A 26,547-nucleotide genomic window follows, 5' to 3' on the forward strand; every position below is an offset into this window, starting at 1 on the left:
GCCCCGATTATGCACCACGAAGATCCAGTCCGATGTCCAGTGCCGGTGCCGAATGCGTCAACGCCCCGACCGCCAGATAGTCGACCCCGGTCTCCGCCACGGCGCGCGCCGTGTCCAGGGTGAGCCCGCCGCTCGACTCCAGCCGCGCCCGTCCGTTCACGAGACGTACGGCCCGCGCGAGCTGCTCGACCGTGAAGTTGTCGAGGAGGATCTCGTCGGCCCCCTCGGCCAGGACCGGCTCGATCTGGTCGATGCGATCCACCTCGACCTCGATCGGCAGACCGGGGAAGGCCTGCCGTACGGCACGGAACGCCTCGGCGACCCCTCCGGCGGCCACGACGTGGTTGTCCTTGATCAGCGCCGCGTCGTAGAGGCCCATGCGGTGGTTGACCCCGCCACCGCGGCGCACCGCGTACTTCTCCAGCGCACGCAGGCCGGGCAGCGTCTTGCGGCTGTCGCGCACCCGGGCCCCCGTGCCGGCCACCGCGTCCACCCAGCGCCGGGTGAGGGTGGCGATCCCGGACAGGTGGGTGAGGAAGTTCAGCGCGGTCCGCTCCAGCGTGAGCAGGTCGGCCACCGGGCCGCGCACCGTCATGAGGACGTCGCCGGGCCCCACCCGGTCGCCGTCAGCCACGCGCCGTTCGATCGTCACGGGCCCGGCGGCCTGACGGAAGACGGCCTCGGCGATCGGCAGGCCGGCCACCACGCCCGCCCTGCGTGCGACCACGTCGGCCACGGCCGTCCGGCCTGCCGGGATGGTGGCCGCCGAGGTCACATCCTGTCCGCCCGCGAGGTCTTCGGCCAGCGCGGTACGCACGAGGTCGCGCAGCCGGTCGGGATCGATGCCGAGCCCGGTCAGCTCGGTCCCGAGCGTGTCCTCCGGTTCCGCCCGCCCCGGCCGCTCGGACTGCTCCGGTCGTGCTGCCTGCCCCGGTTGCTCTGGCCGCCCCGGTCGCTCGGGCTGCTCGGGCTGCTCGGGCTGCTCGGGCTGCTCGGTGTGGGGCGCGTACCGCATGGTCAGTCCTTTCGCTCCCAGGACGATGTCGATGTGCGACCGCCAGCGGTCGTCGTCGCGGTCGGGATGGTCCTCACGCCAGTGCGAGCCGCGGGTCTCCTCGCGTCCTGCGGCGGCGGCCACCAGGGCGGACGCCACCGTCATGAGGTTGGTCGCCTCCCACGACGCGGTGCGTGGCTCGACCGCGACGGGCGTCCACCTGGCGTCACCGAGGGCGCGGGCGACCTCGGCCAGGCTACGCGCGCTCCGCAGCACGCCCGCCCCCCGGCTCATGTGGTTCTGCAACCTCGGCCGGGTGCGCGGATCGACCAGCCCGTCCGGGCGGTCGTCATGCTCGGCGGGTTCGCCCGGCGACAGGTCCCGTACGGCGAGCTCGCCGGCGATGCGCTCGGCGAAGACGAGCCCCTCCAGCAGGGAGTTGGAGGCGAGCCGGTTCGCGCCGTGCACACCGGTGCACGCGACCTCGCCGCAGGCGTACAGACCGGGGACGCTGGTCCGGCCGGACAGGTCGGTGCGCACGCCGCCGCTCGCGTAATGGGCGGCGGGCGCCACCGGGATCGGCCGCTCGACCGGATCGACGCCGTGCTCACGGCAGACCGCCAGGATGGTGGGGAACCTGGCCTGCCACTTCTCCTCGCCGAAGTGCGTGGCGTCGAGGTAGACGTGATCGGCGCCGGTCTCCCGCATCTTCCTGGTGATGGCCTTGGCGACCACGTCGCGCGGCGCGAGATCGGCCAGCTCGTGCACGTCGCGCATGAACCGGTCGCCCGCGGCGTCCACGAGCACCGCGCCCTCGCCCCTGACCGCCTCGGAGACGAGCGGCTGCTGGCCGGTCGAATCCTCGCCGAGCCACAGCACGGTCGGGTGGAACTGCACGAACTCCAGGTCGCGTACCACCGCGCCGGCTCTCAGCGCGAGCGCGACGCCGTCTCCGGTGGAGACGGGCGGGTTCGTGGTCGCGGCGTAGATCTGGCCCATGCCGCCGCTGGCCAGGATCACCGCACCGGCGCGCACCGCGCCCACGCCGTCCCCGGCGCCCACACCCATGACGTGGAGGGTGACCCCGCACGCGTGACCGGCGGCGTCGAGGAGCACGTCGAGGGCGAGCGCGTGCTCGATGACCTCGATCCGGGGCTCGGCCAGCACGGCCTCGACCAGCGCACGCTGCACCTCGGCGCCGGTCGCGTCGCCGCCCGCGTGCACGATGCGGTTACGCCGGTGGCCGCCCTCGCGGGTGAGCTGAAGCTGCCCGTCGGTGTCCCGGTCGAACCGGGCGCCGTGGTCCATGAGCCGCTTGAGCGCGTCTGGGCCCTCTGTGACGAGGATCCGTACGGCGTCCTCGTCACAGAGCCCGACGCCGGCGACGAGGGTGTCGTTGAGGTGCTCGTCCGGGGTGTCCTCGGGATCGAGGACCGCGGCGATGCCACCCTGGGCCCATCGGGTGGATCCGGCGGAGAGCACGTCCTTGGTGACGACGAGCACCCGCCCGGCGGCGGTCAGCTCGGTGTAGCGCAGGGCCACGGTGAGGCCCGCGATGCCGGACCCGACGACCACCGCGTCGGCGTGCACGCTCCATCCGGGAGCAGGGGCAGTGAGCTTCCTCGGAATCGCCACCATACGGGGGTTCCCCTTTCGTCAGTATGACGATAACGCCCCCATGGCGGTGACGCGTCCCCGCCCTACCCCTTTCGATCAGTCGCGCTGCTCCGGAAAGACCACTTTCCCGATCAGGTGGGTTCCGGCCAGACCGCTTTTGGGCCGGACCACTTTCCGGCCGGACCGCTTGACCGATCAGGCGGTTCCGATCAGACGGTTTCCGATCGGGCCATTGCCGGTCAGGCCCGCAGCCGGATGACGACGTTGTCGATCAGGCGTGTCGTGCCGACCCTGGCGGCCACCGCGAGCACCGCCTCACCCCGGTGGTCGTCGCCGACGTCGGTGAACGTGGCGGGATCGGCCAGCACCAGGTAGTCGAGCACGAGGGGCGGCTCCGCCCGAGCCGCCCCGTCCAGTACGGCGCCGGCCGCGCGGAGGATGTCCCTCGGCGTGCCGTACGCGGCCCCCTCGCGGAGCGCACGCGACAGGGCGAGGGCGGTGGTCCGCTCCTCCGGGGAGAGATAGCGGTTGCGGCTGGACAGCGCGAGGCCGTCGGGTTCGCGCAGGGTCGGTCCGGCGACGACGGAGACCGGCACGTTCAGGTCGGCGACCATGCGGCGGATGAGCGCGAGTTGCTGGGCGTCCTTCTGCCCGAAGACCGCCACATCCGGCCGGACCAGGTTGAACAGCTTGAGCACGACGGTCAGCACGCCGTCGAAGTGGTCCGGACGGAAGGTGCCCTCGACGATCGTGCCCATGTGTCCGGCCGACACGCCGACCTGCCGGTCGGGCAGGTACAGATCGTCGGCCGACGGTGCGAAGACCACAGAGACGTTCTCCTCGGCGCACGCCGCCAGATCCGCCTCGAAAGTCCGGGGATATCGGGAGAAATCCTCACCTGGGCCGAACTGCAGGGGGTTGACGAAGACGCTCACCACGACATGATCGGCGTGCTCGTGCGCCAGCCGGATCAGCGACCGATGGCCCTCGTGCAGTGCCCCCATCGTGGGAACCAGGGCGACCCTGTCACCGGCGTGCTCCCTCGCCTTCATCGCCTCGGCGAGTTCCGCCCGGGTGCCCGCGACGGTCAAGTCCATACATTCCCTCCCAGCGCGTCCAGGAGGCGCTCGGCGGTCTCGGGCTTGAGCAGCCCGGCGGCCAGCGCCCGGTCCGCGGTGAGCCTAGCGAGGGCCACATAGGCGTCGGCCGCCTCGGGGGCTGCCAGGATGAGCGCGTCGACATGCTTGCGCACCGTTCCCGCGTCGCCGCGCACCACCGGCCCGGTCAGCGCGCCGATGCCCAGGCGCAGCACGTTGTCCAGCGCCGCGCCGAGCAGCGGGCCGAGCATCCGTCCGGGATGCTCGACTCCGATCTTCGAAAGCAGTTCCTGCGATTCGGCGATCAACGTGACCATATGGTTGGCGGCATTGGCCAGGGCGGCGTGATAGAGGGCGCGGTCGGACTCCGCGATCCAGACGGGCTCACCCCCCATCTCGATCACGAGGGCCTCGGCCACCGGGCGCAGCACGAGCGGGGCGGTCACCCCGAAGGAGCATCCGTTCAGCTTGGTGAGATCGTCGTCACGACCCGTGAACGTCATGACCGGATGCAGCGCCAGGGGCAGCGCGCCCGCTTCGGCCGCCGGGTCGAGCACGGCCAGGCCGTACGCGCCACTGGCGTGGACGAGCAGCTTGCCGCGCAGGTCGGCACCGGTGGCGGCCAGACCGGAGACCAGTTCGGGGAGCACGTCGTCGGGCACGGTGAGCAGCACGATCTCGGCCTGCCGGATCACATCCTCCGGCCTGCTCAACTCCACGCCGAGCCGCTCGGCCGCCTGCCGGCGGGACGCGTCGGAGACCCCGCTCGCGGCCACCACCCGATGTCCGGCGAGCCGGAGCGCCGCGCCCAGCACCGAACCGACCCGTCCCGCGCCGAGCACTCCCACGGCAAGCCGTCCCGGGCGGTCGCTTGTCTCCATAGAGGCCTCCCCTCCGCCCCGCCCAGCGTAGCCGCGCGGGCCTGCCCGGCCTTGACCCATGGTCCAATTTTGTCCCACTTCCCCCTCCACTATGTTGAGCCACGAGTACGAAGGTGACTACTTTTCGTCATCTTCCGCGGCCTGGGTAACGTGAGACGTGTGTGGTTGACCTGGCGCGCGGCCACGCAACGCGCGCTCTACGGGGACGGCGGCTTCTACCTACGGGAACGGCCCGACCGGCATTTCCGGACCTCGGTGCACGTGTCGGCGGTCTTCGCCTGGGCCGTGCTCCGCCTGGTCGAGCGGGTCGACGGGTCGCTCGGCAGACCTGAGGTGATCGATCTCGTCGACGTCGGCAGCGGCGACGGCCTGCTGCCCGCCCGCGTCCTGGCGATCGCACCGCCCGGCCTGGCGGAACGGCTGCGGATCACCGCCGTCGACCTCGCTCCGCGTCCCCCCGGCCTGGACGGCCGGATCACCTGGGCGGACGCCGTACCCGACCGCGTCGAAGGGCTGATCGTCGCCAACGAGTGGCTGGACAACATCCCGGTGGACGTCGTCGAGCACACCCCGTCGGGGCCGCGCCTGGTGCTGGTCGATCCCGAGACCGGCGCGGAACGCCTCGGCCCGCCTCCCTGCCCGGAGGATCTGGCCTGGCTCGACCGCTGGTGGCCGCTGCGCGGCGCCGACACACCGCGGCGTGGCGCCCATGAGCCGGTGCGGGGCGCCGACAGGCCGCCGCGCGGCGAGGGACTCGTCGGCCGGCGTGCGGAGATCGGCCGGCCGCGCGACGAGGCCTGGGCCGCCGTGATCGTACGGCTCGCGCGCGGCACGGCGATCGCCGTCGACTACGCCCATCGCGCCGGCGACCGGCCACCCCTCGGCAGCCTCACGGCCTACCGCGACGGCTCGGTGACGCCGGCCGTACCGGACGGATCGTGCGACATCACCGCGCACGTCGCGCTGGACGCGTGCGCGGCGGCGGGCGAACTGGCCGGCGCCGTGGCCACGACGCTGACCACCCAGCGGGAGGCGCTGCGCGATCTCGGCGTCACCGGTGTCCGGCCGCCGGTCGAACTCGCCGCAGCCGATCCGGTCGGCTACGTCCGGGCGCTCGGACGGGCGGCCGAGGAGGCCGAGCTGATCGATCCCGCCGGCCTCGGCGGCTTCGGCTGGCTCGCCCAGGTCAAACGGTGACCTTGAGCGACTCCAACCCCCGGATGATGTAGTTGGGCTTCCAGGCGGGTTCCTCGGCGAGCTCCAGCTTGGGCGCCATCCGCAGGAGGGCGCTGAACGACTCCGCCATCTCGATCCGGGCGAGCGGCGCGCCGAGACAGAAGTGGATGCCGGCTCCGAACGAGATGTGTGGATTGTCGACCCGGCCGATGTCGAGGCGATCCGGGTCGGCGAAGGCCTCGGGGTCGCGGTTGGCCGAGCCGAACAGCAGCGCCACCTCGACCCCGCGGGGGATCGTCACCCCGCCGACCTCAATGTCCTCCAGCACCCACCGCTCGAACATCTGGGCCGGAGTGTCCCAGCGCAGCAGCTCCTCGACGGCCGTCGGCATCAGAGTCGAGTCGGCACGCAGCCGCGCCAGCTCACCGGGGTTGCGGAACAACGCCCACCAGCCGCTGCCGGTGGCGTTGACCGTCGCCTCGTGACCGGCGTTGAGCAGCAGCACGCAGGTGCCGATCAGCTCGTCCTCGGTGAGCCGGTCCCCGTCGTCCACCACCTGGGCCAGCGCGGAGATCATGTCGTCACCCGGCCGGTCCCGGCGCGTCCTGGCGAGGTCGCGCAGATAGGCGGCGAACTCCTCGGCCGCACGCACAGCCGTGTGCTGCGCCTCCACCGAGGGGTTGAGCTCGTACATCCCGCAGATGTCCGCCGACCACGGCCGCAGCAGATGCCGGTCGGCCTCGGGCACACCGAGCATCTCCGCGATCACGGTCACCGGCAGCGGCTCGGCCACCTCGGCGAGGAGATCGCCGCCGCCGCGCTCGACCAGTCCCTCGGTCAGCTCGGTCGCGATCTTCCGTACCCGGGGGCGGAGCGACTCGACCATCCTGGGCGTGAACGCCTTGGACACCAACCGCCGCAACCGGGTGTGGACCGGTGGCTCGACATCCAGCATCCCGGCGCGGATGACCCGCCAGAACGGCTCCTGGAACTCCGGCTCCGGCTCCCTGCCGAACTCCTCGTGCGTGCCGAGATGGAGGTAGGACCGGCCCAGCCGCCGGTCGCGCAGCAGCGCGTTCACATCGGCATGACGGGCGATCAGCCACTGACCCGTCGGCTCGAAGAAGCTGACCGGGTCGTTCTCGCGCAGGTCGCGATACGCGTCGTACGGGTGTGCGATGAACTCGGGATTCCAGGGATCAAACTTCACAATGCACACCATACGCATCCATCAGGGCATTCGTCTCGCAGAGCGGTTACCGCGAACCAGCTCCCCTGTCCCGGTGGACGTCGTCGGTGCTCGGGTCGTCGGCGCTCGGTTTGTCGGCGCTCGGTTTGTCGGCGCTCGGGGGGTGCGAGGGCTCATGGTGACGGGCCGGGCCGATGGGTTATAGTGCGAGCCAGGTCATGAGCGCCAGCGCCAAGCCCCGGCTCGCTGGCCGGCAACCCTCGCGTCCGCGGCGGGGTGCCCCGGGTGAGGACCGGGTCCGGCACGAGGTGTGCCGGGCAAGCGCGGGCTCCGCCATACGACGCCATGGCCGGGTCCCCGACCCCAAGGAGGCCTGGCGTTGTCCGCTGTTCTCAGTATTCTCAACCCCGCCGCTCCCACCCCCGCCGCCGCCGATGTCGCGACCGCCCATGGTCCGGTCTCCTCCGGTTCCCGCCCGATCCCGGCGGTTCTCGGCGGCGACCTGCGGGTGCCGGTCAGGGGCGGCAGGCTCGTGCCGTACGCCAACCTGGACTACGCGGCAAGCGCGCCCTGTCTGGAGCCGGTGAACGCGGCCGTCGCCGCCGCGCTCCCGGCCTATTCGAGCGTCCATCGCGGCGCGGGGTACGCCTCGCAGCTCACCACCGCCCGATATGAGCAGGCCAGGCATAGCGTGCGGGCCTTCGTCGGAGCCCGGGGGGACGACGCGCTGATCTTCACGCGCAACACGACCGACGCGACGAACCTGCTGGCCCGCTGCCTGCCCGAGGGCGCCACGGTGGTGGTGTTCGACTCCGAGCACCACGCTTCGCTGCTGCCCTGGCCCCGTGCCGTACGGCTCGCGCCGCCCGCGTTCCCGGGAGAGGCGGTGCGGGCGGCCGACGAGGCGCTCGCGTCGATCGAGGGCCCCGCGCTGCTGGTCGTCACCGCGGCCTCCAACGTCACCGGTGAGCTGTGGCCGATCGCGGGATTGGCGCACATCGCCCACCGGCACGGCGCCCGCATCGCGGTCGACGCCGCCCAACTCGTCCCGCACCGGGCGCTCAATCTCACCGCACTCGGCCTCGACTACGTCGCGTTCTCCGGGCACAAGCTCTACGCGCCGTTCGGCGCCGGGGTGCTGATCGGCCGGCCCGACTGGCTCACCCGGGCCGAGCCGTACCTGCGGGGCGGCGGCGCGGTGCGCACCGTCGGCGCCGGGTCCGATCCCGCCGGCTCCGCCGGTCATGCGGAATGGAGCGACGACCCCGAGGCCAGGCATGAGGCGGGCACCCCCAACGTGCTGGGCGCGATCGCACTCGCGGCCGCCTGCGACGCGCTGAGCGCCACCGGCTGGAGGCCGCTCATCCGGGAGGAGAAGCGGCTGCTCGCCCGCCTGCGCGCCGGTCTGGCCACGGTCGAGGGCGTACGGGAGCTGTCGCTGTGGGGGCCCGACCACCCGCGTGTCGGCATCGTGTCGTTCACGGTGGCCGGTCACACCGCCAGAGATGTGGCCGAGACGCTGTCGGCCGAGCACGGCATCGGCGTCAGAGACGGCAAGTTCTGCGCCCACCCGTTCGTCCGGCACCTCCTCTCGGCATCGGACGACGCCGCCGAGGACGGTGGGTGCGCGGACGGCACGACCGGGGCGATCAGGGCGTCGATCGGCATCGGCTCCACCGAGGAGCACGTCGACCGCCTCATCGAGGCCCTGCGGCGCATCTGACAGATCACACCGGGGGACGCCGTCAGGCGGTGGTTCGTCGTACGCCCCCGCTACGTTGGGGTGATGCCGAAACGCCGCCGACATGCCTACGAGCAGCCCCGTGAGCTCGCCGCACTGCCGTACGCGGATCACCTCGAGCCGTTCGACGGCAGACTGGCCCGGAGCGGCGACTACGACACGCTCCTGTTCGACGGGCAGGAGTTCGAGGACGAGGACGCCGGCGACGCGAGGTTCATCGAGTCGGCGTTCACGTCGGTGACGTTCGTCGGCGGCCGCTTCCCGCGTGCCCGCTTCACCGACGTGTGGCTGCACACCGCGCGCTGGGTGGGCGGCGACCTCACGGAGAGCACCTGGGCGGACGCCGAGATCATCACGAGCGCGGCGGCCGGTACGGCGATGCCCGGCGCGGAGCTGGACCGGGTGACCTTCCACCGCTGCAAGCTCGACTCGGTCAGTTTCCGGGCCGCCGAGCTGCGGGAGGTGCTGTTCGTGGAGTGCACGCTGCGCTACGTGGACTTCGCCGGCGCCACGTTGACCGGCGTCTCGTTCCCGGGTTCAGGTCTGGAGCGGGTGCGGTTCGACAAGGCGAAGATGACCGACGTCGACCTGCGGGGCGCCACCTCCCTGGGCCTCCTCGACGGGTACGACGCGCTGCGCGGCGCGACCATCAGCGGCCTCCAGCTGATGGAGCTCGCCCCGATGTTCGCCCACATCCTCGGCGTCACCGTGGAAGACGACTGAGGGCCGCGGCGGTTCCAGAGCTCACCTCATCCCCGGGCTCATACGGCCCCGGTGAGGGCCTCCCCCGTGTCGGCTCCGCGCGTGGTCATACGGTGGGTAACGTGATCGGATGAGCAAGCCATATCTCGAGCCGCCGGAGTGGTTCGCCACCCTGCCCACGATTTACGCCTCGGCATGTCTGCTGCTCACCGACGTCCACGACCGCGTCCTGCTGGTGAAGCCCAACTACCGGCCGGGCTGGGCGATCCCCGGCGGCATCATCGAAGCGGGCGAGTCACCCCACGACGGCGCCCGCCGCGAGGTCCACGAGGAGCTCGGCCTCCGGGTCGAGCCGGGCGCGCTGCTCGTGCTCGACTGGGCGCCGCCGCTCGGCGACCGGCCGCGCTCGATGGTCAACTTTCTGTTCGACGGCGGCACGATCGCCGATGGCACGTCGCTGCTGCTGCAGGAGGAGGAACTGGACGACGCGGGATTCTTCCCCTGGGAGCAGGCCACCGCCCTGCTGCCGGCCACCACGGCGCCGCGTCTGCCGGCCGCCCGCCGGGCCCGCAAGGACGGGCATGCCGTCTACCTGCCCGATGAAGCGACGCGGTGACGCCTGGGCCGGCCCGGCCGCCATGCCGCGCACTTCGCCGCGACATTCGCGGTGCCGTACGGGCGTGGGAGCATGGACGGTATGACCGAGGAGGGCACGCGGCGGGAGCGCGTGGTCGGCATCGGCTCGGGCGCTGCCGCCGTCCAGCCGAAGGAACTGGCCACCGAGGACATGGTCCTCAACATCGGCCCGCAGCACCCGTCCACACACGGGGTGCTGCGGCTGCGGCTCACACTCGACGGTGAGCGGATCGCCGCCGCCGAACCGATCGTCGGCTACATGCACCGGGGCGCGGAGAAGCTGTTCGAGGTACGCGACTACCGGCAGATCATCGTGCTCGCCAACCGGCACGACTGGCTGTCGGCCTTCGCCAACGAGCTGGGGGTCGTGCTGGCCGTCGAGCGCATGCTCGGGATGGAGGTCCCCCAGCGTGCTGTGTGGGCCCGGACGCTGCTGGCCGAGCTCAACCGGGTGCTCAACCACCTCATGTTCCTCGGCTCCTATCCCCTGGAGCTCGGCGCGATCACCCCGGTCTTCTACGCCTTCCGGGAGCGTGAGACGCTGCAGCACGTCATGGAGGAGATCTCCGGCGGCCGCATGCACTACATGTTCAACCGCGTGGGCGGGCTGAAGGAGGACCTTCCCCTCGGCTGGCTCGACCGGGCCGCCCAGGCCGTCGCCGACGTACGGCACCGCCTGCCCGACATCGAGGAACTGATCTCCGGTAACGAGATCTTCCTGGCCAGGACCAGGGGCATCGGTGTCCTCGACCGTGACACGATCATGCAGTACGGCGTGAGCGGCCCGATCGCCCGTGCCTCGGGGGTGGACTTCGACCTGCGGCGTGACGAGCCGTACCTCGCCTACGGCGAGCTGCCCGTCACGGTGGTGACCCGCTCGGCGGGCGACTGCAACGCCCGGTTCCAGGTGCTGCTCGACCAGGTCAAGGTGTCCCTGGACCTGGCCGACGCCTGCGTGGAACGGCTGCGGGAGCTGCCGCCGGGGCCGATCAACCAGCGGCTGCCGAAAGTGCTCAAGGTCCCCGAGGGCCACACCTACGCCTGGACCGAGAACCCGCTCGGCCTCAACGGCTACTACCTGGTGTCCAGGGGCGAGAAGACTCCGTGGCGCCTGAAGCTGCGCAGCGCCTCGTACAACAACATCCAGGTGCTGCGGGAGATGCTGCCCGGTCACCTGGTCTCCGACATGGTGGCCATCCTCGGCTCGTTGTTCTTCGTCGTCGGAGACATCGACAAATAACCCGGAGGCGCATCGTCCGGGTCTCGTCACTACTCCGAGGCTCGTCCGGTCCCGTCCGGGCTCGTCACTCCTCGCCTTCCGGCTTGCCGGGGACGCGGCAGCAGTACTCCAGGAACAGCGCCGCGCAGATCAGGATCACGCATGACAGGAATGATCCGCCCGCGATCAGCGCGTCCTGGCGGGGCTTGGGCAGCTCGAGCATGTCGATCACACGGCACGCGAATCCGGCGAACACCCCCGCGAACACCGCCCCCGTGTGCGCCGTCGCCTTGGCCAGCGCCGCCAGCCGGGCGACGACCAGCGGCTCGACGGGCTTGGTGTCCGGCCTGCGCAGGATCCTCGCACGTGTCAGCCAGCCGGTGTACGCCTCGCCGAGCGCGAGCAGCAACGTGGTGGGGATGGCCGTCCACGGGAGGGTGGGCAGCACCGCGTAGGTCTGCTGCAGCACTCCCCAGGTGACGAGCCCGAACACCACCACCAGGCCGACCAGGACGCCGGGGTTGCTCGGTTTCACGCACGCTCCGTTCCGATGGGGCTGACGGGGATCCTTCCGTTCTAGTCGGGAGGCACCAGCGAGAGATCGGGCCGTGGCCGTACCCCGCTCTGGTCCAGATCGGCCAGCAGGGCCGCGATCGGGCCGTGACCGGGAAGCACCGCGTCCGGATCGATCTGAGCCCACGGAACCAGCACGAACGCCCGCTCATGCGCCCTCGGGTGGGGCAGGGTCAGTTCCGGGTCGTCCGAGACCATGCCGCCCATCGCGATCAGGTCGACGTCCAGCGTGCGTGGCCCCCACCGCTCCTCACGCCTGCGCCCGAACGCGGCCTCGACGCCCTGGGCCCGCTCCAGCAGCGCACGCGGATCCTGCATGCCCTCGGCGATCACGACGGCGTTGAGGTAGGGCCCCTGCTCGGGACCGCCCACGGGATCGGTCTCGTACACGGGGGACACCGCCACGAACGTCAGCCCCGGAGCGTCGAACAGCACATCGAGCGCGCCCTGGAGATAGTCGATCCGGCGGCCCAGATTGCTTCCGAGCGAGAGCACCACCCTCATGCGCGGCTCCTTCTGATGGTCACCACCACGTCGTCGAACGGCAGCGGGATCGGCGCCGCCGGCTTGTGCACACTCACCTCCGCCGCCTCGACCACGTCATGCGCCAGGCAGGCCGACGCGAGGCGGTCGGCGAGGGTCTCGATGAGGTCGACGGGATCACCGGCCACGATCTCGGCGAGTCGTACGGCGAGGGCGCCGTAATCGACCGTCCTGCTCAGATCGTCATGCGCGGCGGCGGGCGCCGTGTCCAGGAAGAGCGTCACGTCGACGACGAACTCCTGGCCGAGCTCGCGCTCGGCGGGCAGGCAGCCGTGCCTGCCGCGCACCCGTAACCCGGCGAGCCGGATGGTGTCACCGCTCATGACCGTCCCCCTCCGCCTCCTCCTCCTCCGCCTGGAGGATGGGGGACCCGTGGTGCATCCAGAGCCGCCAGCCCGAGCCGGTCCTGATGAAGGTGTTGCTGGCGACGACGAGGCCCGCCGCGAAGCCCATCTCGTCGGTCCCCGCCGGGACCAGGACGTCCTCGGTGCAGGTGACGACCGCGACGTCACCGCTCAGCATGGTGCGCACGTCGGTCAGCACGAACTGGATGTACGTCGTGTTGGCCATGAACAGCGCCCACGACCGGAGCACCGCCGTCCGCCCGCTCAGCATGGCCCAGCCGGGATGCACGCACAGCGCGACCCGGTCTTCGGTGTCCTCGATCCAGATCTCGGACATCTTGTCGAGGTCGCCGCTCTCGAACGCGTGGTAGAACGCCTCGTTGAGCGCCTCGAGCTCCTCGATCTCCGTCATTCCCGGCATCGCCATCCCTCATCAGCCCGGCTCCGACCAGCGCCCGCGCCGGCACCTTCTCTTTCGGCCGCCCGCCACGCCGCGGCGACGCGTACGGCGTCCGCGTTGGGGCCGACCTTGTGCACCCGCACACACCAGGCGCCGGCTCGCGCGGCGAGCGCGGTGACGGCGAGAGTGGCGTCGTCGCTGCGGCCGAACGGCCGCGGGGTGCCGTCCGCTTCCGCGAGCAGACGGCCGAGAAACCGCTTGCGCGACGCACCGATGATCAGTGGACGGCCGAGCCGGTTGAGCGTGCCGATGCCGGCCAGCACGGCCCAGTTGTGCTCCGCCTGTTTGGAGAACCCGAGACCGGGATCGAGAATGATCTGCTCCTTACGCACGCCTTCGGCGAGCACGGAATCGACCCGCTTGCGTAGTTCTTCGGCGACCTCGGTCACCACGTCGTGGTAGAGGGCGCGGCTGTCCATGTCGCGGCTGTGGCCGCGCCAGTGCATCACCACGTACGGCACGCCGGTGGCCGCCACCACCCGGGGCATCTCGGGGTCGGCCAGACCGCCGCTCACGTCGTTGACGAGCCGGGCCCCGGCCGCGACCGCCACCTCGGCCACCTCGGCGCGCATGGTGTCCACGCTGACCGTCACGCCCTCCCCGGACAGTGCCCGGATCACCGGCTCGACCCGGCGCAACTCCTCGTCGAGCGAGACCCTGGCGGCGCCCGGCCGGGTGGACTCGCCCCCGACGTCCACGATGTCGGCGCCCTCGGCCACCAGATCGAGGCCGTGCCGGATCGCGATATCGGGATCGAACCACCGGCCTCCGTCGGAGAAGGAGTCGGGGGTGACGTTGACGACACCCATGACCAGGCAGCGCCCGGGATCGGGCATCCCGGGCACGCTCCATGCGGTCATGAAGTCCAGCCTAGATGCTCTGGGGTCACGATCGGTCCCATGGGGTACGCCTGTGGACGGACAGGGGCCCGCGAGAATCGGAAGCGGGCCGACGAGAGATCAACCGCGCAGGATGAGCGACATGGCCTCGGCCCGGGTCGCCTCACACGTGCGGAAGTCGCCGCGGACCGCCGACGTGATCGTTTTGGCGCCCGGCTTGCGGACCCCGCGCATCGTCATGCACATGTGCTCGGCTTCGATCACCACGATCACCCCGCGCGGCTCGAGCACGGCCATCAGGCCATCCGCTATCTGCGAGGTCATCCGCTCCTGCACCTGTGGCCGGCGGGCATAGACGTCGACCAGCCTGGCCAGCTTGGACAGGCCGGTGATCTGCCCCTTCTGGTTCGGCGTGTAGCCGATGTGCGCGACACCGTGGAACGGCAGGAGGTGGTGCTCGCAGGTGGACATCACCTCGATGTCCTTCACGAGCACCATCTCGTCGTGATCGGCGTCGAACATCGTGGTCAGCGCGTCCTCCGGACGCTGGCCGAGACCGGCGAACTGCTCGGCGTACGCGCGGGCGACGCGGGCGGGCGTGTCGCGGAGCCCGTCACGATCCGGGTCTTCCCCGATGGCCAGCAGGATCTCGCGGACGGCCTTCTCGATCCGGTTGTGATCGAAGCCGGGGAAGGGGGGAACCATCGTCAGGCCTCGTCTCGCTGCGCGGACTGTTCACCGGCCCCCGTCCACGGCGCCGAGCCGGCGCCGCCACCGGCCGGCAGCGCCGAGCCGTTGCCGTTCGCCCGCTCCTTCGGGGTGATGACCGGAGGGCGGTCGGACGGGAGGCGCTTGCCGTACCCGGCGTAGGAAGGTCGCTTCTCCCTGGTCACCACGGGCGAGAAGATCTCCAGGACCTGCTGACGGGAGAGGGTCTCCTTCTCCATGAGTTCGAGGACCAGGTTGTCGAGCACGTCACGGTACTGGACGAGGATCTCCCACGCCTGATCGTGCGCGCTCTCGATGAGGCGGCGGACCTCCTCGTCGATCGCCGACGCGATCTGCTCGGAGTAGTCGCGCTCGTGGCCCATCTCACGGCCGAGGAAGACCTCTCCGTTGCCGCTGCCGAACTTGCGCGCGCCCAGCCGTTCGCTCATGCCGTACTCGGTGACCATGCGGCGGGCGATCGAGGTCGCCTTCTCGATGTCGTTGGACGCGCCGGTGGTCGGCTCGTGGAAGACGAGCTCCTCGGCGGTGCGCCCGCCGAGCAGCATCGCGAGCTGGTCCATCATCTCGGAGCGGGTCGCGAGGAACTTGTCCTCCATCGGCAGGGTCATCGTGTAGCCGAGGGCGCGGCCGCGCGACAGGATCGTGATCTTGTGGACCGGGTCGGAGTTGGGCAGCGCGTGGGCCACCAGGGCGTGTCCGCCCTCGTGGTACGCGATGATCTTCTTCTCCTGGTCCGACATGACCCGCGACTTGCGCTCGGGGCCGGCCATCACGCGGTCGATGGACTCTTCGAGCGTGCCCATCGTGATCAGCTTCTGGTCCTGCCGCGCGGTGAGCAGGGCGGCCTCGTTGATCACGTTCGCCAGGTCGGCGCCGGTGAAACCGGGGGTACGCCGCGCGATCACGTCGAGGTCGACGTCCTGCGCGAACGGCTTGCCGCGGCCGTGTACCTTCAGAATGCCCTTGCGGCCCTCGAGGTCGGGCCGGTCGATGACGACCTGCCGGTCGAAACGGCCAGGACGCAGCAGGGCGGGGTCGAGGATGTCGGGCCGGTTGGTCGCGGCGATCAGGATCACGCCGCCCTTGACGTCGAAGCCGTCCATCTCGACGAGGAGCTGGTTCAGCGTCTGCTCGCGCTCGTCGTGGCCGCCGCCGAGGCCCGCGCCGCGGTGCCGGCCGACGGCGTCGATCTCGTCGATGAAGATGATGGCCGGGGCGTTGGTCTTGGCCTGCTCGAACAGGTCGCGGACCCGGGAGGCGCCGACGCCGACGAACATCTCGACGAAGTCGGAACCCGAGATCGAGTAGAACGGCACGCCTGCCTCACCGGCGACGGCCCTGGCCAGCAGCGTCTTACCGGTGCCGGGCGGGCCGTACAGCAGCACGCCCTTGGGGATCTTCGCGCCGATCGCCTGGAACTTGGCCGGAGCCTGCAGGAACTCTTTGATCTCCTGAAGCTCCTCGATGGCCTCGTCCGCACCCGCGACGTCGGCGAACGTGGTCTTCGGGGTGTCCTTGGTGATCAGCTTCGCCTTCGACTTGCCGAAGTTCATCACCCGGGAGCCGCCGCCCTGCATCTGATTCATGATGAACAGGAAGATCAGGACGATGATGATGATCGGCAGGAAACTGACCAGCAGGCTGACGAGGAAGTTGTCCTTGGGGACCTCGACCGTCCAACCCTGCTTCGGCTTGGCGGTCTCCAGCGCCTTGGTGAGCTCGGGGCCCTGTCCGTAGACCCAGGCGGACTGGATGCGGTCCGTCTGCTTGCCCCCCACCGTGATCGGCGAGTTCAGGGTCAGCTTGGCCTGCTGTTCCTTGTCGACGATGGTCGCGCTCTTGACATTGCCCTGCTGAATCTGCTGGACGACCGTAGAGGTGTCGGCGGGCGTGTAGTTGCCGTCGCCGCCGAACATCGTGGTGACGAGCAGGATGAGCAAACCGATGCCCAGGATCCACAGCAGTGGCCCACGTGTAAATCGCTTGAGATCCATCCGTTGCGGAACCCCGGGGGGCCCGTTCCTTCCTGACCGAGGCCTGGCCCCGGGAGGTCCCGGGGTCGCGGCATCCCTTACCGCTCCTACTGACTACCGGAGGTTACCTTCGGCACCCTACGGATATCCGAAGGTACACCCGCACGCCGCTCGGGGTAACCGCCCGCGCGGCGTCCGGCTTCGCCATTCCAACGTACGTCAGGCATTCCCGTGTTCCCCGACCAGGGAGCCAATGACACCCCATTGGGAAGGGGGATTCGCTCAGGGCTTACTCGCCTCCATAGACATGTGGTGCGAGAGTGCCGATGAACGGCAGGTTACGGTACCGCTCGGAGTAGTCGAGCCCATAGCCGATGACGAACTCGTTGGGGATGTCGAACCCCACATAACGCACGTCGATCGGCACCTTCACGGCGTCCGGCTTGCGCAGAAGGGCGCAGATCTCCACAGAGGCGGGATCACGTGACTTCAGATTGTTCATGAGCCACGACAGCGTGAGGCCGGAGTCGATGATGTCCTCGACCACGAGCACGTGGCGGCCCGCGATGTCGGTGTCGAGATCCTTGAGCACACGTACGACCCCGGACGACCTGGTGCCGGCGCCGTAGGACGAAACGGCCATCCAGTCCATCCGTACCGGGATGTGCAGCGCTCGCGCGAGGTCCGCCATGACCATGACGGCGCCCTTGAGCACGCCGACGATCAGGAGGTCCTGCCCTGCGTAGTCGGCGTCGATCTGGCCGGCGAGCTCTTTGATCTTGGCTTGGAGTTCCGCTTCCGAGATGAGGACGCTGGAGAGGTCCTTACCCATGTCGGCTGCATCCACCTGGGGGTTTCCTTACGCGAGGTTGTCGACGAAGTACAGGGTGCCATAGCGCCGGACCACTCCGACCCCCCCGGGCAGGTCGACGCCCTTCTGCCCGTGCCACTCCGTGACCAGGCGATCCGCCGCTTCGATGTGAACGGCCGCCAGCGCGGACGCCGGAGACCCCGCCGCCACGGCGGCCCGCCGCAGCACCCGCCGCCGTACGGCCGCGGGCGCCTGCGCGAGCACGGCCGCGATCAGCCCGCCGTCGGACATCAGCGCTTTCGCGTAGACGTCGTCGGCCCACTCGTCCAGCGCGTCCGCGTCGTCCCGGCAGAGCCGTGCCGTACGGGCGAGCGCCTCAGCGATCCCCGGCCCCAGCGCCGTCTCCAGCACCGGCAGCACGTCGTGCCTGACCCGCGGCCTGGTGTAGGCGGGGTCGACGTTGTGCGGATCGTCCCAGGGCGACAGGCCGAGCGCCGCGCACGCCTGCCGGGTCCTCGCGCGGGCGATGCCCAGCAGCGGGCGGCGGTAGATGCCGGAAATTTCCGGCATACCGGAAAGGGAACGGCTGCCGCTGCCACGGGCCAGCCGCATGAGCACGGTCTCCGCCTGGTCGTTCAGCGTGTGACCGAGCAGCACGGCCGCCGCCTCCAGCCGCCGTGCGGCCTGCGACAGCGCCTCGTAACGCGCGTCACGCGCCGCCGCCTCCGGGCCGCCGTCCCCGTCCACGACCACGGTCAGGGCTTCGGCGGGGTCCAGGCCGAGTGCGGGCGCGAGCCGTACGAGCTCCCGGGCCCGCTCGGCGGAGCCCTCCTGCAGGCCGTGATCGACGGTCAGCAGCCCGGCGCGCAGGCCGAGACGCGGCGCGCAGAACCCGAGGGCGGCGGCGAGGGCGAGCGAGTCGGCCCCCCCGCTGCACGCGACCAGTACAAGCGTGCCCCGGTCGGCCCGGCGATGTTCGACACCCGGCTTCCCGGGCTCGCCACCGGACAGATCGGCCAGGCACAGTCGTACGGCACGGCGCACGTCGGCGACAGCGGGATGTGGACCCATACCCCCATTCTCTCCCGGTGATCTCTCAGCGGGACGAGACCCGTGGCATCGCGCCGGGGTGCGGAGTCACGTGGCGGTGAGGACGCGGGACATCCAGACGCCGGGATCGGCGATCTCGTCGCGGGTGGGCAGCGTCTCAGGGGAGGTCCAGACCCGGTTGAACCCGTCCATCCCGGCCTCCTCGACCACGGTCCGGACGAATTTGGAGCCTTCGGCGTACTGCTTCATCTTGAGCTCGATGCCCAGCAGCCGGCGGATGAGCTGGTCCATGCGCGATCCGCCCTCCCGGCGGCGCTGGAACTTGGCTCTGATCTCGGCGACGGACGGCACGACCGACGGTCCCACCGCGTCCATGACGTAGTCGCCGTGCCCCTCCACCAGGGTCATCACAGCGGTGACCCGATCGAGGACGGCCTTCTGCTCGGGGGTCTGGATGGCCTCGATGAGATTGCTCTCACCACCCTTGAACGCGTCGGCGACCGCGCCGGAGGCGGCTCTCAGCCGCTCCAGCAGGGTCGTCAGGTCCATCTCCGAGGCCAGGAGGAACTCGGTCATCTGCCCCCGGACGTACTCTCTCAGCCACGGCACCCCGGTGAACTGCACCCGGTGGGTCTCCTCGTGGAGGCAGACCCACAGGCGGAAGTCGCGGGGATCGACCCCGAGCTCACGCTCGGCGTGCACGATGTTGGGCGCGACCAGCGTCAGCCGCCCCGCCGGGGCGACCCCGCTGGGGTCGGGCGGAAGGAACAGCTCGTACTGCCCCAGCACCCGGGAGGCGAGGAACGCCAGCACGGCGCCCACCTCGAGGCCGGTGATGCGGGAGCCGACGGCGGACACGATCGCCGGCATGCTCGACATCTTGTCGGTCAGCGGCTCCAGCACCACCCGGAACCCGTCCACGTTGGCCCGGATCCAGCCCGGCCGGTCCACCACGGTCGCCGCCTCCGGCGGAGCCGAGTCGAGACGGGTGAACTCCCGCACGTGTCCTTCGGCGTCTCGGGACAGGCGCCGCAGCTCGGCGACCGCGTGTCTGGCCTCCTCACGGCTCACCTGTGGCCCGGGGCGCACGAGGCGAACTCCGGTCGCGACGGCCAGATCCCAGTCGATCACCTGCATACCCACCACCGTACGTTCTCCGCGTTCCCCCCGCGCGAGGGGACGCCGAATCAGCTCTGGGAGACGATCGTGGCCATTTTGTCGAGCGCGGCGATCGCTCTGTCCGGATCAGTCACCTCGTCCGCCATGAACGCGAACGTCACCAGCCGCCCGCCGGCCGTGTACGAGATGCCCGCGAGGGTGTTCACGCCGTTGAGCGTCCCCGTCTTGGCGCGGACCAATCCGGCACCGGACGCCGATTCGGATTTTCCGTACCGGTCATGCAGGGTGCCGGTGAACCCGGCCACGGGCAGCCCGCTGATCAGCGAGTTCAGGGCGGGGTGGGCGGGAGAGGACGCGGCGGCCAGCAGACGGCCCAGCGCGGCCGGGGTGATGCGGTTGCGCGTGGACAGCCCGCTGCCGTCGTGGACCTCGATGCCCTGGTCCAGATGCAATCCGGCTAGGACGCGGTGGACCGCGTCCGTGGCGCCCCTGAACGTGTGCGGCAGTCCCTCCTTCACCGCCACCTGGCGGGCGAGGGCCTCGGCGAGATCGTTGTCACTGAGCGTGAGCATCCGCTCGACGAGCGCGTAGACCGGCGGCGACTCCACCCGGGCCAGTTCCTCACCCGCCGCGTATCGGGCCGCGGCGTCCTGCGCCCTGCCGTTCTGCGCCGTGCCGTCCTGCGCTGTGCCACCCTGCGCTGTGCCACCCTGCGCCGGGTCGGCCTGAGTCGTGCCGTCCTGCGCCCTACCATTCTGCGCTGTGCCGTCCTGAGCGGTCAGGTCTCGTGCGTTCTGTCCTTCGGGTCCCGGGGCGACGCCGGGCCGGATCCCGCCGCCGACCGCGATGCCGGCACGCCGCAGCAGCGCGGCGAAGGCCGCGGCGGTTTCGCGCTGTGGGTCGGTCAGCCGTCCGCCCCCGGCCTTCCGGCCCTCGTCCATGGTGAGCGCCGTGACCGGTGCAACGCTGCCCTCGGGGATGTAGTTCGGCTTCCAGCCGGGCGCCGACCGCGGACCGCCGAACAGGGACGAGTCGTACGACAGGTTCACCCGGGTGATCCCGGCCGCCTTGAGCGCCTTCGCCGTACGCGCGGCGAGCTGCGCGAGCGAGGCCGGCCGGGGATAGCCGCCGCCCTTACCGGCGCTCTTCGGCCCGGCGAGGGTGGGGTCGCCGCCCCCGACGAGAACGATCGAGTTCCCGGACTTCCCCCGGACGACCCGCGTCGCGAATCTGGCGTCGGGCCCCACCGAGGCGAGCACGGCGACCGCGGTGACGACCTTGGTCGTCGACGCCGGAGTGACCGGTCTCGCCGAACCGCCGTCGAAGAGCGACTCTCCGGTCGTGGCGTCGAGCACGACGCCCGCCACGTTCTTCCCCAGCCCTGTGGCACCCATGGCGTCACGCAATCTGGAGGTCAAAGTACCCTTGACGGGAAGGACCCCGTCCCCGACCGCGGCCAGAACCGGGCCCGCGGTGATGATGGGGGTGGGGGCCGGTTCCGGGGACGCGATAGGGGCCGGCGTCCGGGTGCCGTCATGGATGACCAGGTAGCCATAGACACCCGCGACGACGACGAAGATCTGCAGGAGGGCGAGGGTGGCCACCACCATCCACCGCTCACGTCGCAGCACCACGAGACCCTCATTTCGCACCGACCGGAACCACGCCTACGAGACATTAATGCCCAACCGGGACACCGGGGGCTTGAGCGGAGGAACCAGTGGAGTTCGACGTTGTCGTGGAGATTCCCAAAGGACAACGGAACAAGTACGAAGTGGACCACAAGACTGGCCGCATCCGGTTGGATCGCCTGCTCTTCACGTCGACCCAGTACCCCGCCGACTACGGCTTCATCGAGAACACTCTGGGTGAGGACGGAGATCCGCTCGACGCGCTGGTGTTGCTCCAGGAACCGACCTTCCCCGGCTGCCTGATCAGCTGCCGCGCGGTCGGCATGTTCCGCATGACCGATGAGAAGGGCGGCGACGACAAGGTGCTGTGCGTCCCATCGACGGATCCGCGTATGGAGCACATCCGCGACATACATCATGTCGCCGAGTTCGACCGGCTGGAGATCCAGCACTTTTTCGAGGTCTACAAGGACCTGGAGCCCGGCAAGTCCGTCGAGGGCGCCAACTGGGTCGGCCGGGCCGGGGCCGAGGCCGAGATCATGGCGTCCGTGAAGCGGTTCCAGGAGGAAGAGGGCGGCGCCGAAGAGCATTGAGCCGACCGTGGCACGGCCGCCGGTCAGGTCGCGGGCCTCGTGGCGCCGACCAGATCGCGCCGCCAGATCGGTGAAATGCGCACCACGTCCCCCGTCCGGGGGGCGTGGACCATCATTCCTCGCCCGATGTAGATCCCCACATGATGGATGCTGTGCGGATCTCGGCCCGATCCGCCGAAGAACACCAGGTCCCCCGTGCGCAGGTTCTTCAGCGACACGCGGCGTCCCGAAGTCCACTGGGTGCCGGTCCAGTGGTCGAGAGAGACCCCCGCCCGCTGCCAGGCTCTCATGGTCAAGCCCGAGCAGTCGAAGCCCGCCGGTCCCTCGGCCGCCCAGACGTACGGCTTGCCGAGCTGTTTCAGCGCCCATTGGGCGGCGAGTCCGCCGCGGCCCGACCCCATGCGGCCCGCCCACGCCGGGACCGCCCCGCCGCCCCCGCCAGGCCCTGCCGCCGATCGTTTTCGCGTCGACCGTTGTCGCGACTCCTGTCTCGCCTGTTTCAGTTCGTCCACTCTGGACCGGGCCGCCGCGAGACGCTCGGACAGTTCGCGTTTCTCCTGTTCGATCCGCCGCGTCGTCTCCATCTGCCGGTCGACGGCCTCCTGGGCCGCGTCCCTGGCCAGCCGTACCCGCTCGGCCGCGCGAAGCTGTGCGGCGTACGCCTGGGCGGCCTGGGCGCGGAGGATCTCGTAGACCCGCCGGGCGTCGCTCAGCCGCCGCAGGTTGGCGACCCGGGCGTCCGACATGTGCGCCAGCAGGGTGGCCCGCTGCAGAAGACCGCCGATGTCGGTCAGTCCTTCGGCGAGGGCGCCCGGCACGGAGACCGACAGCCCGCCATAACTCGCCGTCGCCTCGGCCGCGACCGCGACGCGGGCCTCCTCGACCTGATCGGCCGCGCCGCTCAGGCGCTGTGCCGCCTGCTCGTAACTCGTCTTGACCGCCTCGAGCCGGACGAGTTCGCCGTTGTACGCCTCGACGAGGCTCTCCGCGTCCTGCGCCAGATCGTCCTGACGGGTCCGGGCCGCGGTCAGGTCGGCCTCGGCCCTGTCCAGTTCATGGGCTCGCTCCTGGGCATGCGCCTGGGCCTTCGCCACGTCTTTGGCGGACGGTCGTGGATCGGCCGCGGCCACGCCGCCGAGGGTCAGGACCAGACCCGATCCCAGGCCGGCGACGAGCCCCGATGCTCTGAGGAGTGGCATTACTACCCCTTCCGTGCTTCCACTCCCCCAAGTTCCCCATGATTACTCTGCGTACACATTACAGATACGTACGGTAATCATCATATGTAGGAGATCGTCCTGATAAGACGGCGGCCGGAACCGCTCATCAGGCATCCTCCGTCTGCTGAGAAGCGGTCTGTGGCGCGTCCGGCGGAGCGGACGGAGGATCGACCGGCGCCGCCGGTTGCGAGGTGGGTACGGGCGAAGACCGCTGAGCGGACTCAGAGGCCGGCCCGGCAGCCGGCCCTGACGGCCTCGACGATGTGGACGATCGGGACGGGGCCGATGAAGCGGACTGCTTCGCCTGCGGCGTTCGCCGGTCGTCCACGGACTTCCTCGCCGCTCCGGACCGGTCCGCTCCGCCGCGGTGGAACCAGCGACCCGAAGCGGCCGGGTGCCGATGCGACGACCGGCCGGACGGCTCGGCCGACGGCCGGGGTGCGGGCCGCGGTCTCGGCTTCTCGTCACAGTGATGGCACGGCCAACGGTGGTGCTGGTGGTCGCGGCCGGGCCAGTGCCCGCGATCCGGCCAGGGGCCGGGGCGGTGCGGGGGCGGATGGTGGCCGGGCCAGTGCGGCGGCGGGCCTCCGGACGGAGGCCGTGCGGGAGGCTCGGGCGAGGGCGCGGGCGGCGTCTCCCCCGGTTCTCCACCCGGCGGCGTCGGCCTGGGACCTGACGGCTCGGCGGTCGGCACGGGCCGCGGTTTGGGCTGGGGCCGGGGTTGGGTCGGCGGCGGAGCCGGCCGGGGTACGGGGGCCGGCAGCGGAGCGGGCCCGGCCGGGATCACCGGGATCACCGGCTCGGCCAGGTCGGGGCGGCCGGGTCGGGGCTGCGCCGAGCCGCCTGGAGACCGAGCTTGCGCGGATCGGTCCTCCGGTGACCGTGCGTCCGGGGTCTCCGGCGGACGTTGGGCGGCGGCCTCGGGGTCCGGCTGTGCCGTACCCTGCGCCTGACCGGTGGCGGCCCCGTCGGCCACGGGCCATCGGTGCGCGGCGCCGTCGGAGGCCGAACCCGGCAGGTCACCGGAGAACTGCGCGAAAACCAGCGCGATCGCCGCCGCCGCGGCCACCGTGGCCACCGCCCCCGCCACCGCCTGCGCGAGACGGCCCTCACGCCGGGTGCCGGCCCTGGGGAAGCCCGACGGATCGAGCGCACCCACCCGTTTCGCGACGAACCTCCGGTACGGAACGAGTTCAGGGTCGACGAAGGAGCTCAGCACCCGGACGCGAAGCGTGTCCGGCAGACCCGTCTCGGGCAGCTGAGCGAAGACCTTGGTCGCGGAGACCTGCCGCATCCGTTGCCGGGAACAGGTTTCGCACCGCGCCAGATGCCTGATCAGCCGATGCCGCGTCTCAGCGGCGAGCACACCGGAGAACCCGGCGAGCGTCCTGCCGGCCCGGTCGCAGTCGTGGTCGTTCTTCCGCGCGAGGATCTCGACGGTGATCGCGTCGCGCAGGCGATCGTTCGCCGACTCCCGTAGCCCCTCCACATAACGCTGCCCGGCACCGAGCATGACCGCCACCTCCGCCGTCGACAGATCGTGGCGGGTGGTCAGGTCGAGAACCTCCCGGTCGGCGAGCGACAGCGCGGACACCGCACCCTGGGCCACCACTCGCAGGTCGGCCGCAGCGACGCCGGCGGAGCCCATCGGACCGGTGACGTCGCCCCGGTCCCGCGCCCCCGCGTCGAACTGCACACCATCGAACCGGGACGCCGAGTCGAACGGCATCGTGCTCGGCGCCGCCTGGGCCGTACCCGTCCGATCGCCCACATGGTCGTCCGGCTGATCGGCGGGCTGATCGTCGCGCTGATCGACCGGCGAGACGTCCGGTGTCCTGCGGCGCCGGCACTCTCCACGCGCCAGGGCGTACAGCCAGGGCCGGAACGATTCGTGGTCCGCGAGTGAGCCGATGAGAGCCTCGGCGGCGATCAGCGTGTCTCGTAACGCGACCTGGGCATTGTCGGGGCCGTCCAGCATCATCCGGCAGTAACGGTAGATGCTCTCTGCATACGTGTCATAGAGCGCGGCGAGAGCACCCGGATCACGGGCGCGCAACGCCTCCACCAGGACGCCATCATTCATATAACGCAGAGTAAATGCTCGGTAACTGCCCGCTCTACCGATTCTCTGAATTGTGACGAGAGGGACGCGAATTCGCCGCGGCCTGCCCATCGAAAATATCCATCGATTTCCAGATTTACCTGCCGATGGGATGGCTTAGTGGGGAAAACCATGTCCATCCGCGCTGAACGGCATCGTTCCGGTCGAACCCCGCCTGCTCAACGGGTCCGCGCGGCCAGCCCCGCATCCGCACAGGCCTGGGTCAGCGCATCGAGGCCGAAGGCGTCCACCGGGCCGAGTGCGCCCGTGCCTCGTACCCCCTCGGCCAGTGCGGTGGTGGCGCCCCACGCCAGGATCCGGGCGGTGAAATCGTACGGGTCCGCCCCGTCGAGCTCCACTGCGGCCAGCAGACGGCCTCTCGCGTCGTACGCCTCGGCGACGATCTGGGAGGAGACCGCCGGGCCGACGGGAACGGCCGACCTTCCCGCACGGATCGCCCGGTCGGCCAGCGCGTCCGTCACCCGGCGGGCTCCCGGCAGGGTGGCGAGCACCGGTCTCGCCCGCGCCAGCGTCCCGGCGGCCCGGGTGAACCGGCCCAGCCAGCCGAGATAGACGTTGACCTCGCGCAGGCCGGGATGGGCCGGCGGCAGGGCGAAGTGCTCCGAGGTGCCCACGGCTATGCCGTAACGGCGGCGTCCCCCCAGGAAGAACGCCCGGGTGCGGCCGTGCTCGTGGACGATGCGGCCCTCCCGGAAGCCGTACATCGGCTCGAGAAGGACGCCGAGCGCGGAGGCGCGGGTGCCCGGGCTGAGCCGGCCGGCCAGGTCTCCGCGTGCGAAGTAGCCGACGTCCACCCGCACCGCCTCCGATCCGGCCTTGCGCAGGGCCAGGGCTGCGGCCAGATTGCCGGGCACGTAGTCGTACCCGAAGGCGGTGATCAGCGCGGCACCGCCCGCGCCGGCGGCCGGGCCGTACCGCTGGAAGATCCGCTTGATGAACGGGGGTTCGCCCGCGGTGTCCAGGTAGACGGCGCCCGCCTCGGTCGCCGCCGTGACCGCCGGCTCCCCCCAGCGCATGAACGGTCCGACCGTCGAGATCAGCACATCGCCCGGGGCGACGATCCTGCGGAGCGACTCCGGGCGGGTCACGTCGGCGACCGCCGTGGGCGGCCGGATCTCCAGGGAGGCGGCGAGCGCCTCCAGCCTGGCGGGGTCGCGCCCCGCGAGCAGCGGCCGGGCACCCCGCGCGATCAGCGCCGCCGCGGTGAGCCGGCCGGTGAACCCGGTGGCTCCGAAGAGCACGATCCTCGGGGTTCTCATGTCCTCACGGTAACCTGCCGCGGCCGCCC

The 26,547-nt window shown here is 70.9% G+C and carries 24 protein-coding genes and 1 riboswitch; of the genes, 6 read left to right on the forward strand and 18 right to left on the reverse strand.

What is annotated here, in order from left to right; all coding sequences use genetic code 11:
* Positions 1–7: 7 nt before the first annotated feature.
* The 3 genes from ACQP1K_RS26860 to ACQP1K_RS26870 all read right to left on the reverse strand — a co-directional run bounded on the left by ACQP1K_RS26860 (position 8) and on the right by ACQP1K_RS26870 (position 4,589).
* On the reverse strand, positions 8–2,632 hold the full coding sequence (locus tag ACQP1K_RS26860) for an L-aspartate oxidase (RefSeq protein ID WP_433498467.1): 2,625 nt from the start codon (positions 2,630–2,632) through the stop codon (positions 8–10).
* 218 nt (positions 2,633–2,850) lie between these two features.
* Positions 2,851–3,708 (reverse strand): pantoate--beta-alanine ligase, encoded by an 858-nt coding sequence (gene panC / locus ACQP1K_RS26865; RefSeq protein ID WP_433498468.1) that lies wholly within the window; start codon positions 3,706–3,708, stop codon positions 2,851–2,853.
* On the reverse strand, positions 3,699–4,589 hold the full coding sequence (locus tag ACQP1K_RS26870) for a Rossmann-like and DUF2520 domain-containing protein (RefSeq protein ID WP_433498469.1): 891 nt from the start codon (positions 4,587–4,589) through the stop codon (positions 3,699–3,701). Before ACQP1K_RS26870 ends, panC begins: the two co-directional genes overlap by 10 nt.
* 159 nt (positions 4,590–4,748) lie before the next feature.
* Between ACQP1K_RS26870 and ACQP1K_RS26875 the strand changes: the two genes are divergently transcribed.
* A complete protein-coding gene (locus tag ACQP1K_RS26875) occupies positions 4,749–5,786 on the forward strand; it encodes an SAM-dependent methyltransferase (protein ID WP_433498470.1) in 1,038 nt (345 codons plus the stop codon).
* Here the strand turns inward: ACQP1K_RS26875 and ACQP1K_RS26880 are convergent.
* Positions 5,776–6,975, reverse strand: coding sequence for a cytochrome P450 (locus ACQP1K_RS26880; RefSeq protein WP_433498471.1), 1,200 nt, complete (start codon positions 6,973–6,975; stop codon positions 5,776–5,778). The two genes, ACQP1K_RS26875 and ACQP1K_RS26880, sit on opposite strands and share 11 nt — an antisense overlap.
* 193 nt (positions 6,976–7,168) lie before the next feature.
* Positions 7,169–7,284: riboswitch (SAM riboswitch) on the forward strand.
* A gap of 49 nt (positions 7,285–7,333) precedes the next feature.
* On the opposite strand from ACQP1K_RS26880, the gene ACQP1K_RS26885 reads away from it, so the two are divergent.
* The 4 genes from ACQP1K_RS26885 (at position 7,334) to ACQP1K_RS26900 (ending at position 11,273) form a co-directional block, all read left to right on the forward strand.
* Positions 7,334–8,677, forward strand: a complete 1,344-nt coding sequence (locus ACQP1K_RS26885; RefSeq protein ID WP_433498472.1) for an aminotransferase class V-fold PLP-dependent enzyme — start codon at positions 7,334–7,336, stop codon at positions 8,675–8,677.
* Positions 8,678–8,740: 63 nt separating this feature from the next.
* Entirely contained in the window at positions 8,741–9,418 is a 678-nt protein-coding gene (locus tag ACQP1K_RS26890; protein ID WP_433498473.1) for a pentapeptide repeat-containing protein, read from the forward strand.
* A gap of 109 nt (positions 9,419–9,527) precedes the next feature.
* Complete coding sequence (locus ACQP1K_RS26895) at positions 9,528–10,013, forward strand: NUDIX domain-containing protein (RefSeq protein ID WP_433498474.1); 486 nt, start codon at positions 9,528–9,530, stop codon at positions 10,011–10,013.
* Between the two features lie 81 nt (positions 10,014–10,094).
* A complete protein-coding gene (locus ACQP1K_RS26900; RefSeq protein WP_433498475.1) occupies positions 10,095–11,273 on the forward strand; it encodes an NADH-quinone oxidoreductase subunit D in 1,179 nt (392 codons plus the stop codon).
* A 64-nt stretch (positions 11,274–11,337) separates the two neighbouring features.
* On the opposite strand, the gene ACQP1K_RS26905 is transcribed toward ACQP1K_RS26900, so the two are convergent.
* The 11 genes from ACQP1K_RS26905 to dacB form a co-directional block, all read right to left on the reverse strand.
* A complete protein-coding gene (locus tag ACQP1K_RS26905) occupies positions 11,338–11,787 on the reverse strand; it encodes a DUF3180 domain-containing protein (RefSeq protein WP_433498476.1) in 450 nt (149 codons plus the stop codon).
* A gap of 41 nt (positions 11,788–11,828) precedes the next feature.
* Positions 11,829–12,329 carry a 2-amino-4-hydroxy-6-hydroxymethyldihydropteridine diphosphokinase gene (gene folK, locus ACQP1K_RS26910; RefSeq protein WP_433498477.1) on the reverse strand — a complete coding sequence of 167 codons (501 nt, stop codon included), beginning with the start codon at positions 12,327–12,329 and terminating at the stop codon, positions 11,829–11,831.
* The gene (gene folB / locus ACQP1K_RS26915) at positions 12,326–12,691 is read right to left on the reverse strand and encodes a dihydroneopterin aldolase (protein ID WP_433498478.1); all 366 of its coding nucleotides are present in this window, start codon (positions 12,689–12,691) and stop codon (positions 12,326–12,328) included. The genes folK and folB overlap by 4 nt, the downstream gene beginning before the upstream one ends.
* On the reverse strand, positions 12,681–13,133 hold the full coding sequence (locus ACQP1K_RS26920; RefSeq protein WP_433498479.1) for a nuclear transport factor 2 family protein: 453 nt from the start codon (positions 13,131–13,133) through the stop codon (positions 12,681–12,683). The genes folB and ACQP1K_RS26920 overlap by 11 nt, the downstream gene beginning before the upstream one ends.
* A complete protein-coding gene (gene folP, locus ACQP1K_RS26925) occupies positions 13,121–14,032 on the reverse strand; it encodes a dihydropteroate synthase (RefSeq protein ID WP_433498480.1) in 912 nt (303 codons plus the stop codon). The genes ACQP1K_RS26920 and folP overlap by 13 nt, the downstream gene beginning before the upstream one ends.
* Positions 14,033–14,131: 99 nt before the next feature.
* Positions 14,132–14,716, reverse strand: coding sequence for a GTP cyclohydrolase I FolE (gene folE / locus ACQP1K_RS26930; protein ID WP_433498481.1), 585 nt, complete (start codon positions 14,714–14,716; stop codon positions 14,132–14,134).
* Positions 14,717–14,718: 2 nt separating this feature from the next.
* On the reverse strand, positions 14,719–16,734 hold the full coding sequence (ftsH, locus tag ACQP1K_RS26935) for an ATP-dependent zinc metalloprotease FtsH (RefSeq protein ID WP_433498482.1): 2,016 nt from the start codon (positions 16,732–16,734) through the stop codon (positions 14,719–14,721).
* 268 nt (positions 16,735–17,002) lie between these two features.
* Positions 17,003–17,560: a hypoxanthine phosphoribosyltransferase gene (hpt, locus tag ACQP1K_RS26940; protein WP_083502459.1), complete on the reverse strand. Its 558-nt coding sequence runs from the start codon at positions 17,558–17,560 to the stop codon at positions 17,003–17,005.
* A 12-nt stretch (positions 17,561–17,572) separates the two neighbouring features.
* On the reverse strand, positions 17,573–18,595 hold the full coding sequence (gene tilS, locus ACQP1K_RS26945) for a tRNA lysidine(34) synthetase TilS (RefSeq protein WP_433498483.1): 1,023 nt from the start codon (positions 18,593–18,595) through the stop codon (positions 17,573–17,575).
* Between the two features lie 66 nt (positions 18,596–18,661).
* A complete protein-coding gene (locus ACQP1K_RS26950; protein ID WP_433498484.1) occupies positions 18,662–19,711 on the reverse strand; it encodes a zinc-dependent metalloprotease in 1,050 nt (349 codons plus the stop codon).
* 50 nt (positions 19,712–19,761) lie between these two features.
* Positions 19,762–21,327 (reverse strand): D-alanyl-D-alanine carboxypeptidase/D-alanyl-D-alanine endopeptidase, encoded by a 1,566-nt coding sequence (dacB, locus tag ACQP1K_RS26955; protein WP_433498485.1) that lies wholly within the window; start codon positions 21,325–21,327, stop codon positions 19,762–19,764.
* Between the two features lie 86 nt (positions 21,328–21,413).
* Between dacB and ACQP1K_RS26960 the strand changes: the two genes are divergently transcribed.
* A complete protein-coding gene (locus ACQP1K_RS26960) occupies positions 21,414–21,917 on the forward strand; it encodes an inorganic diphosphatase (RefSeq protein ID WP_433498486.1) in 504 nt (167 codons plus the stop codon).
* Between the two features lie 23 nt (positions 21,918–21,940).
* Here the strand turns inward: ACQP1K_RS26960 and ACQP1K_RS26965 are convergent, their stop codons facing one another.
* The 3 genes from ACQP1K_RS26965 to ACQP1K_RS26975 form a co-directional block, all read right to left on the reverse strand.
* Positions 21,941–23,116, reverse strand: a complete 1,176-nt coding sequence (locus ACQP1K_RS26965; RefSeq protein ID WP_433498487.1) for an NlpC/P60 family protein — start codon at positions 23,114–23,116, stop codon at positions 21,941–21,943.
* Positions 23,117–23,243: 127 nt separating this feature from the next.
* Positions 23,244–25,220 carry a hypothetical protein gene (locus tag ACQP1K_RS26970; RefSeq protein WP_433498488.1) on the reverse strand — a complete coding sequence of 659 codons (1,977 nt, stop codon included), beginning with the start codon at positions 25,218–25,220 and terminating at the stop codon, positions 23,244–23,246.
* Between the two features lie 197 nt (positions 25,221–25,417).
* Positions 25,418–26,518: a saccharopine dehydrogenase family protein gene (locus ACQP1K_RS26975; RefSeq protein ID WP_433498489.1), complete on the reverse strand. Its 1,101-nt coding sequence runs from the start codon at positions 26,516–26,518 to the stop codon at positions 25,418–25,420.
* Positions 26,519–26,547: the final 29 nt, after the last annotated feature.

This window comes from Sphaerimonospora sp. CA-214678 (genome assembly GCF_050942215.1).
In the GTDB taxonomy this organism is placed as follows: Bacteria; Actinomycetota; Actinomycetes; order Streptosporangiales; family Streptosporangiaceae; genus Sphaerimonospora.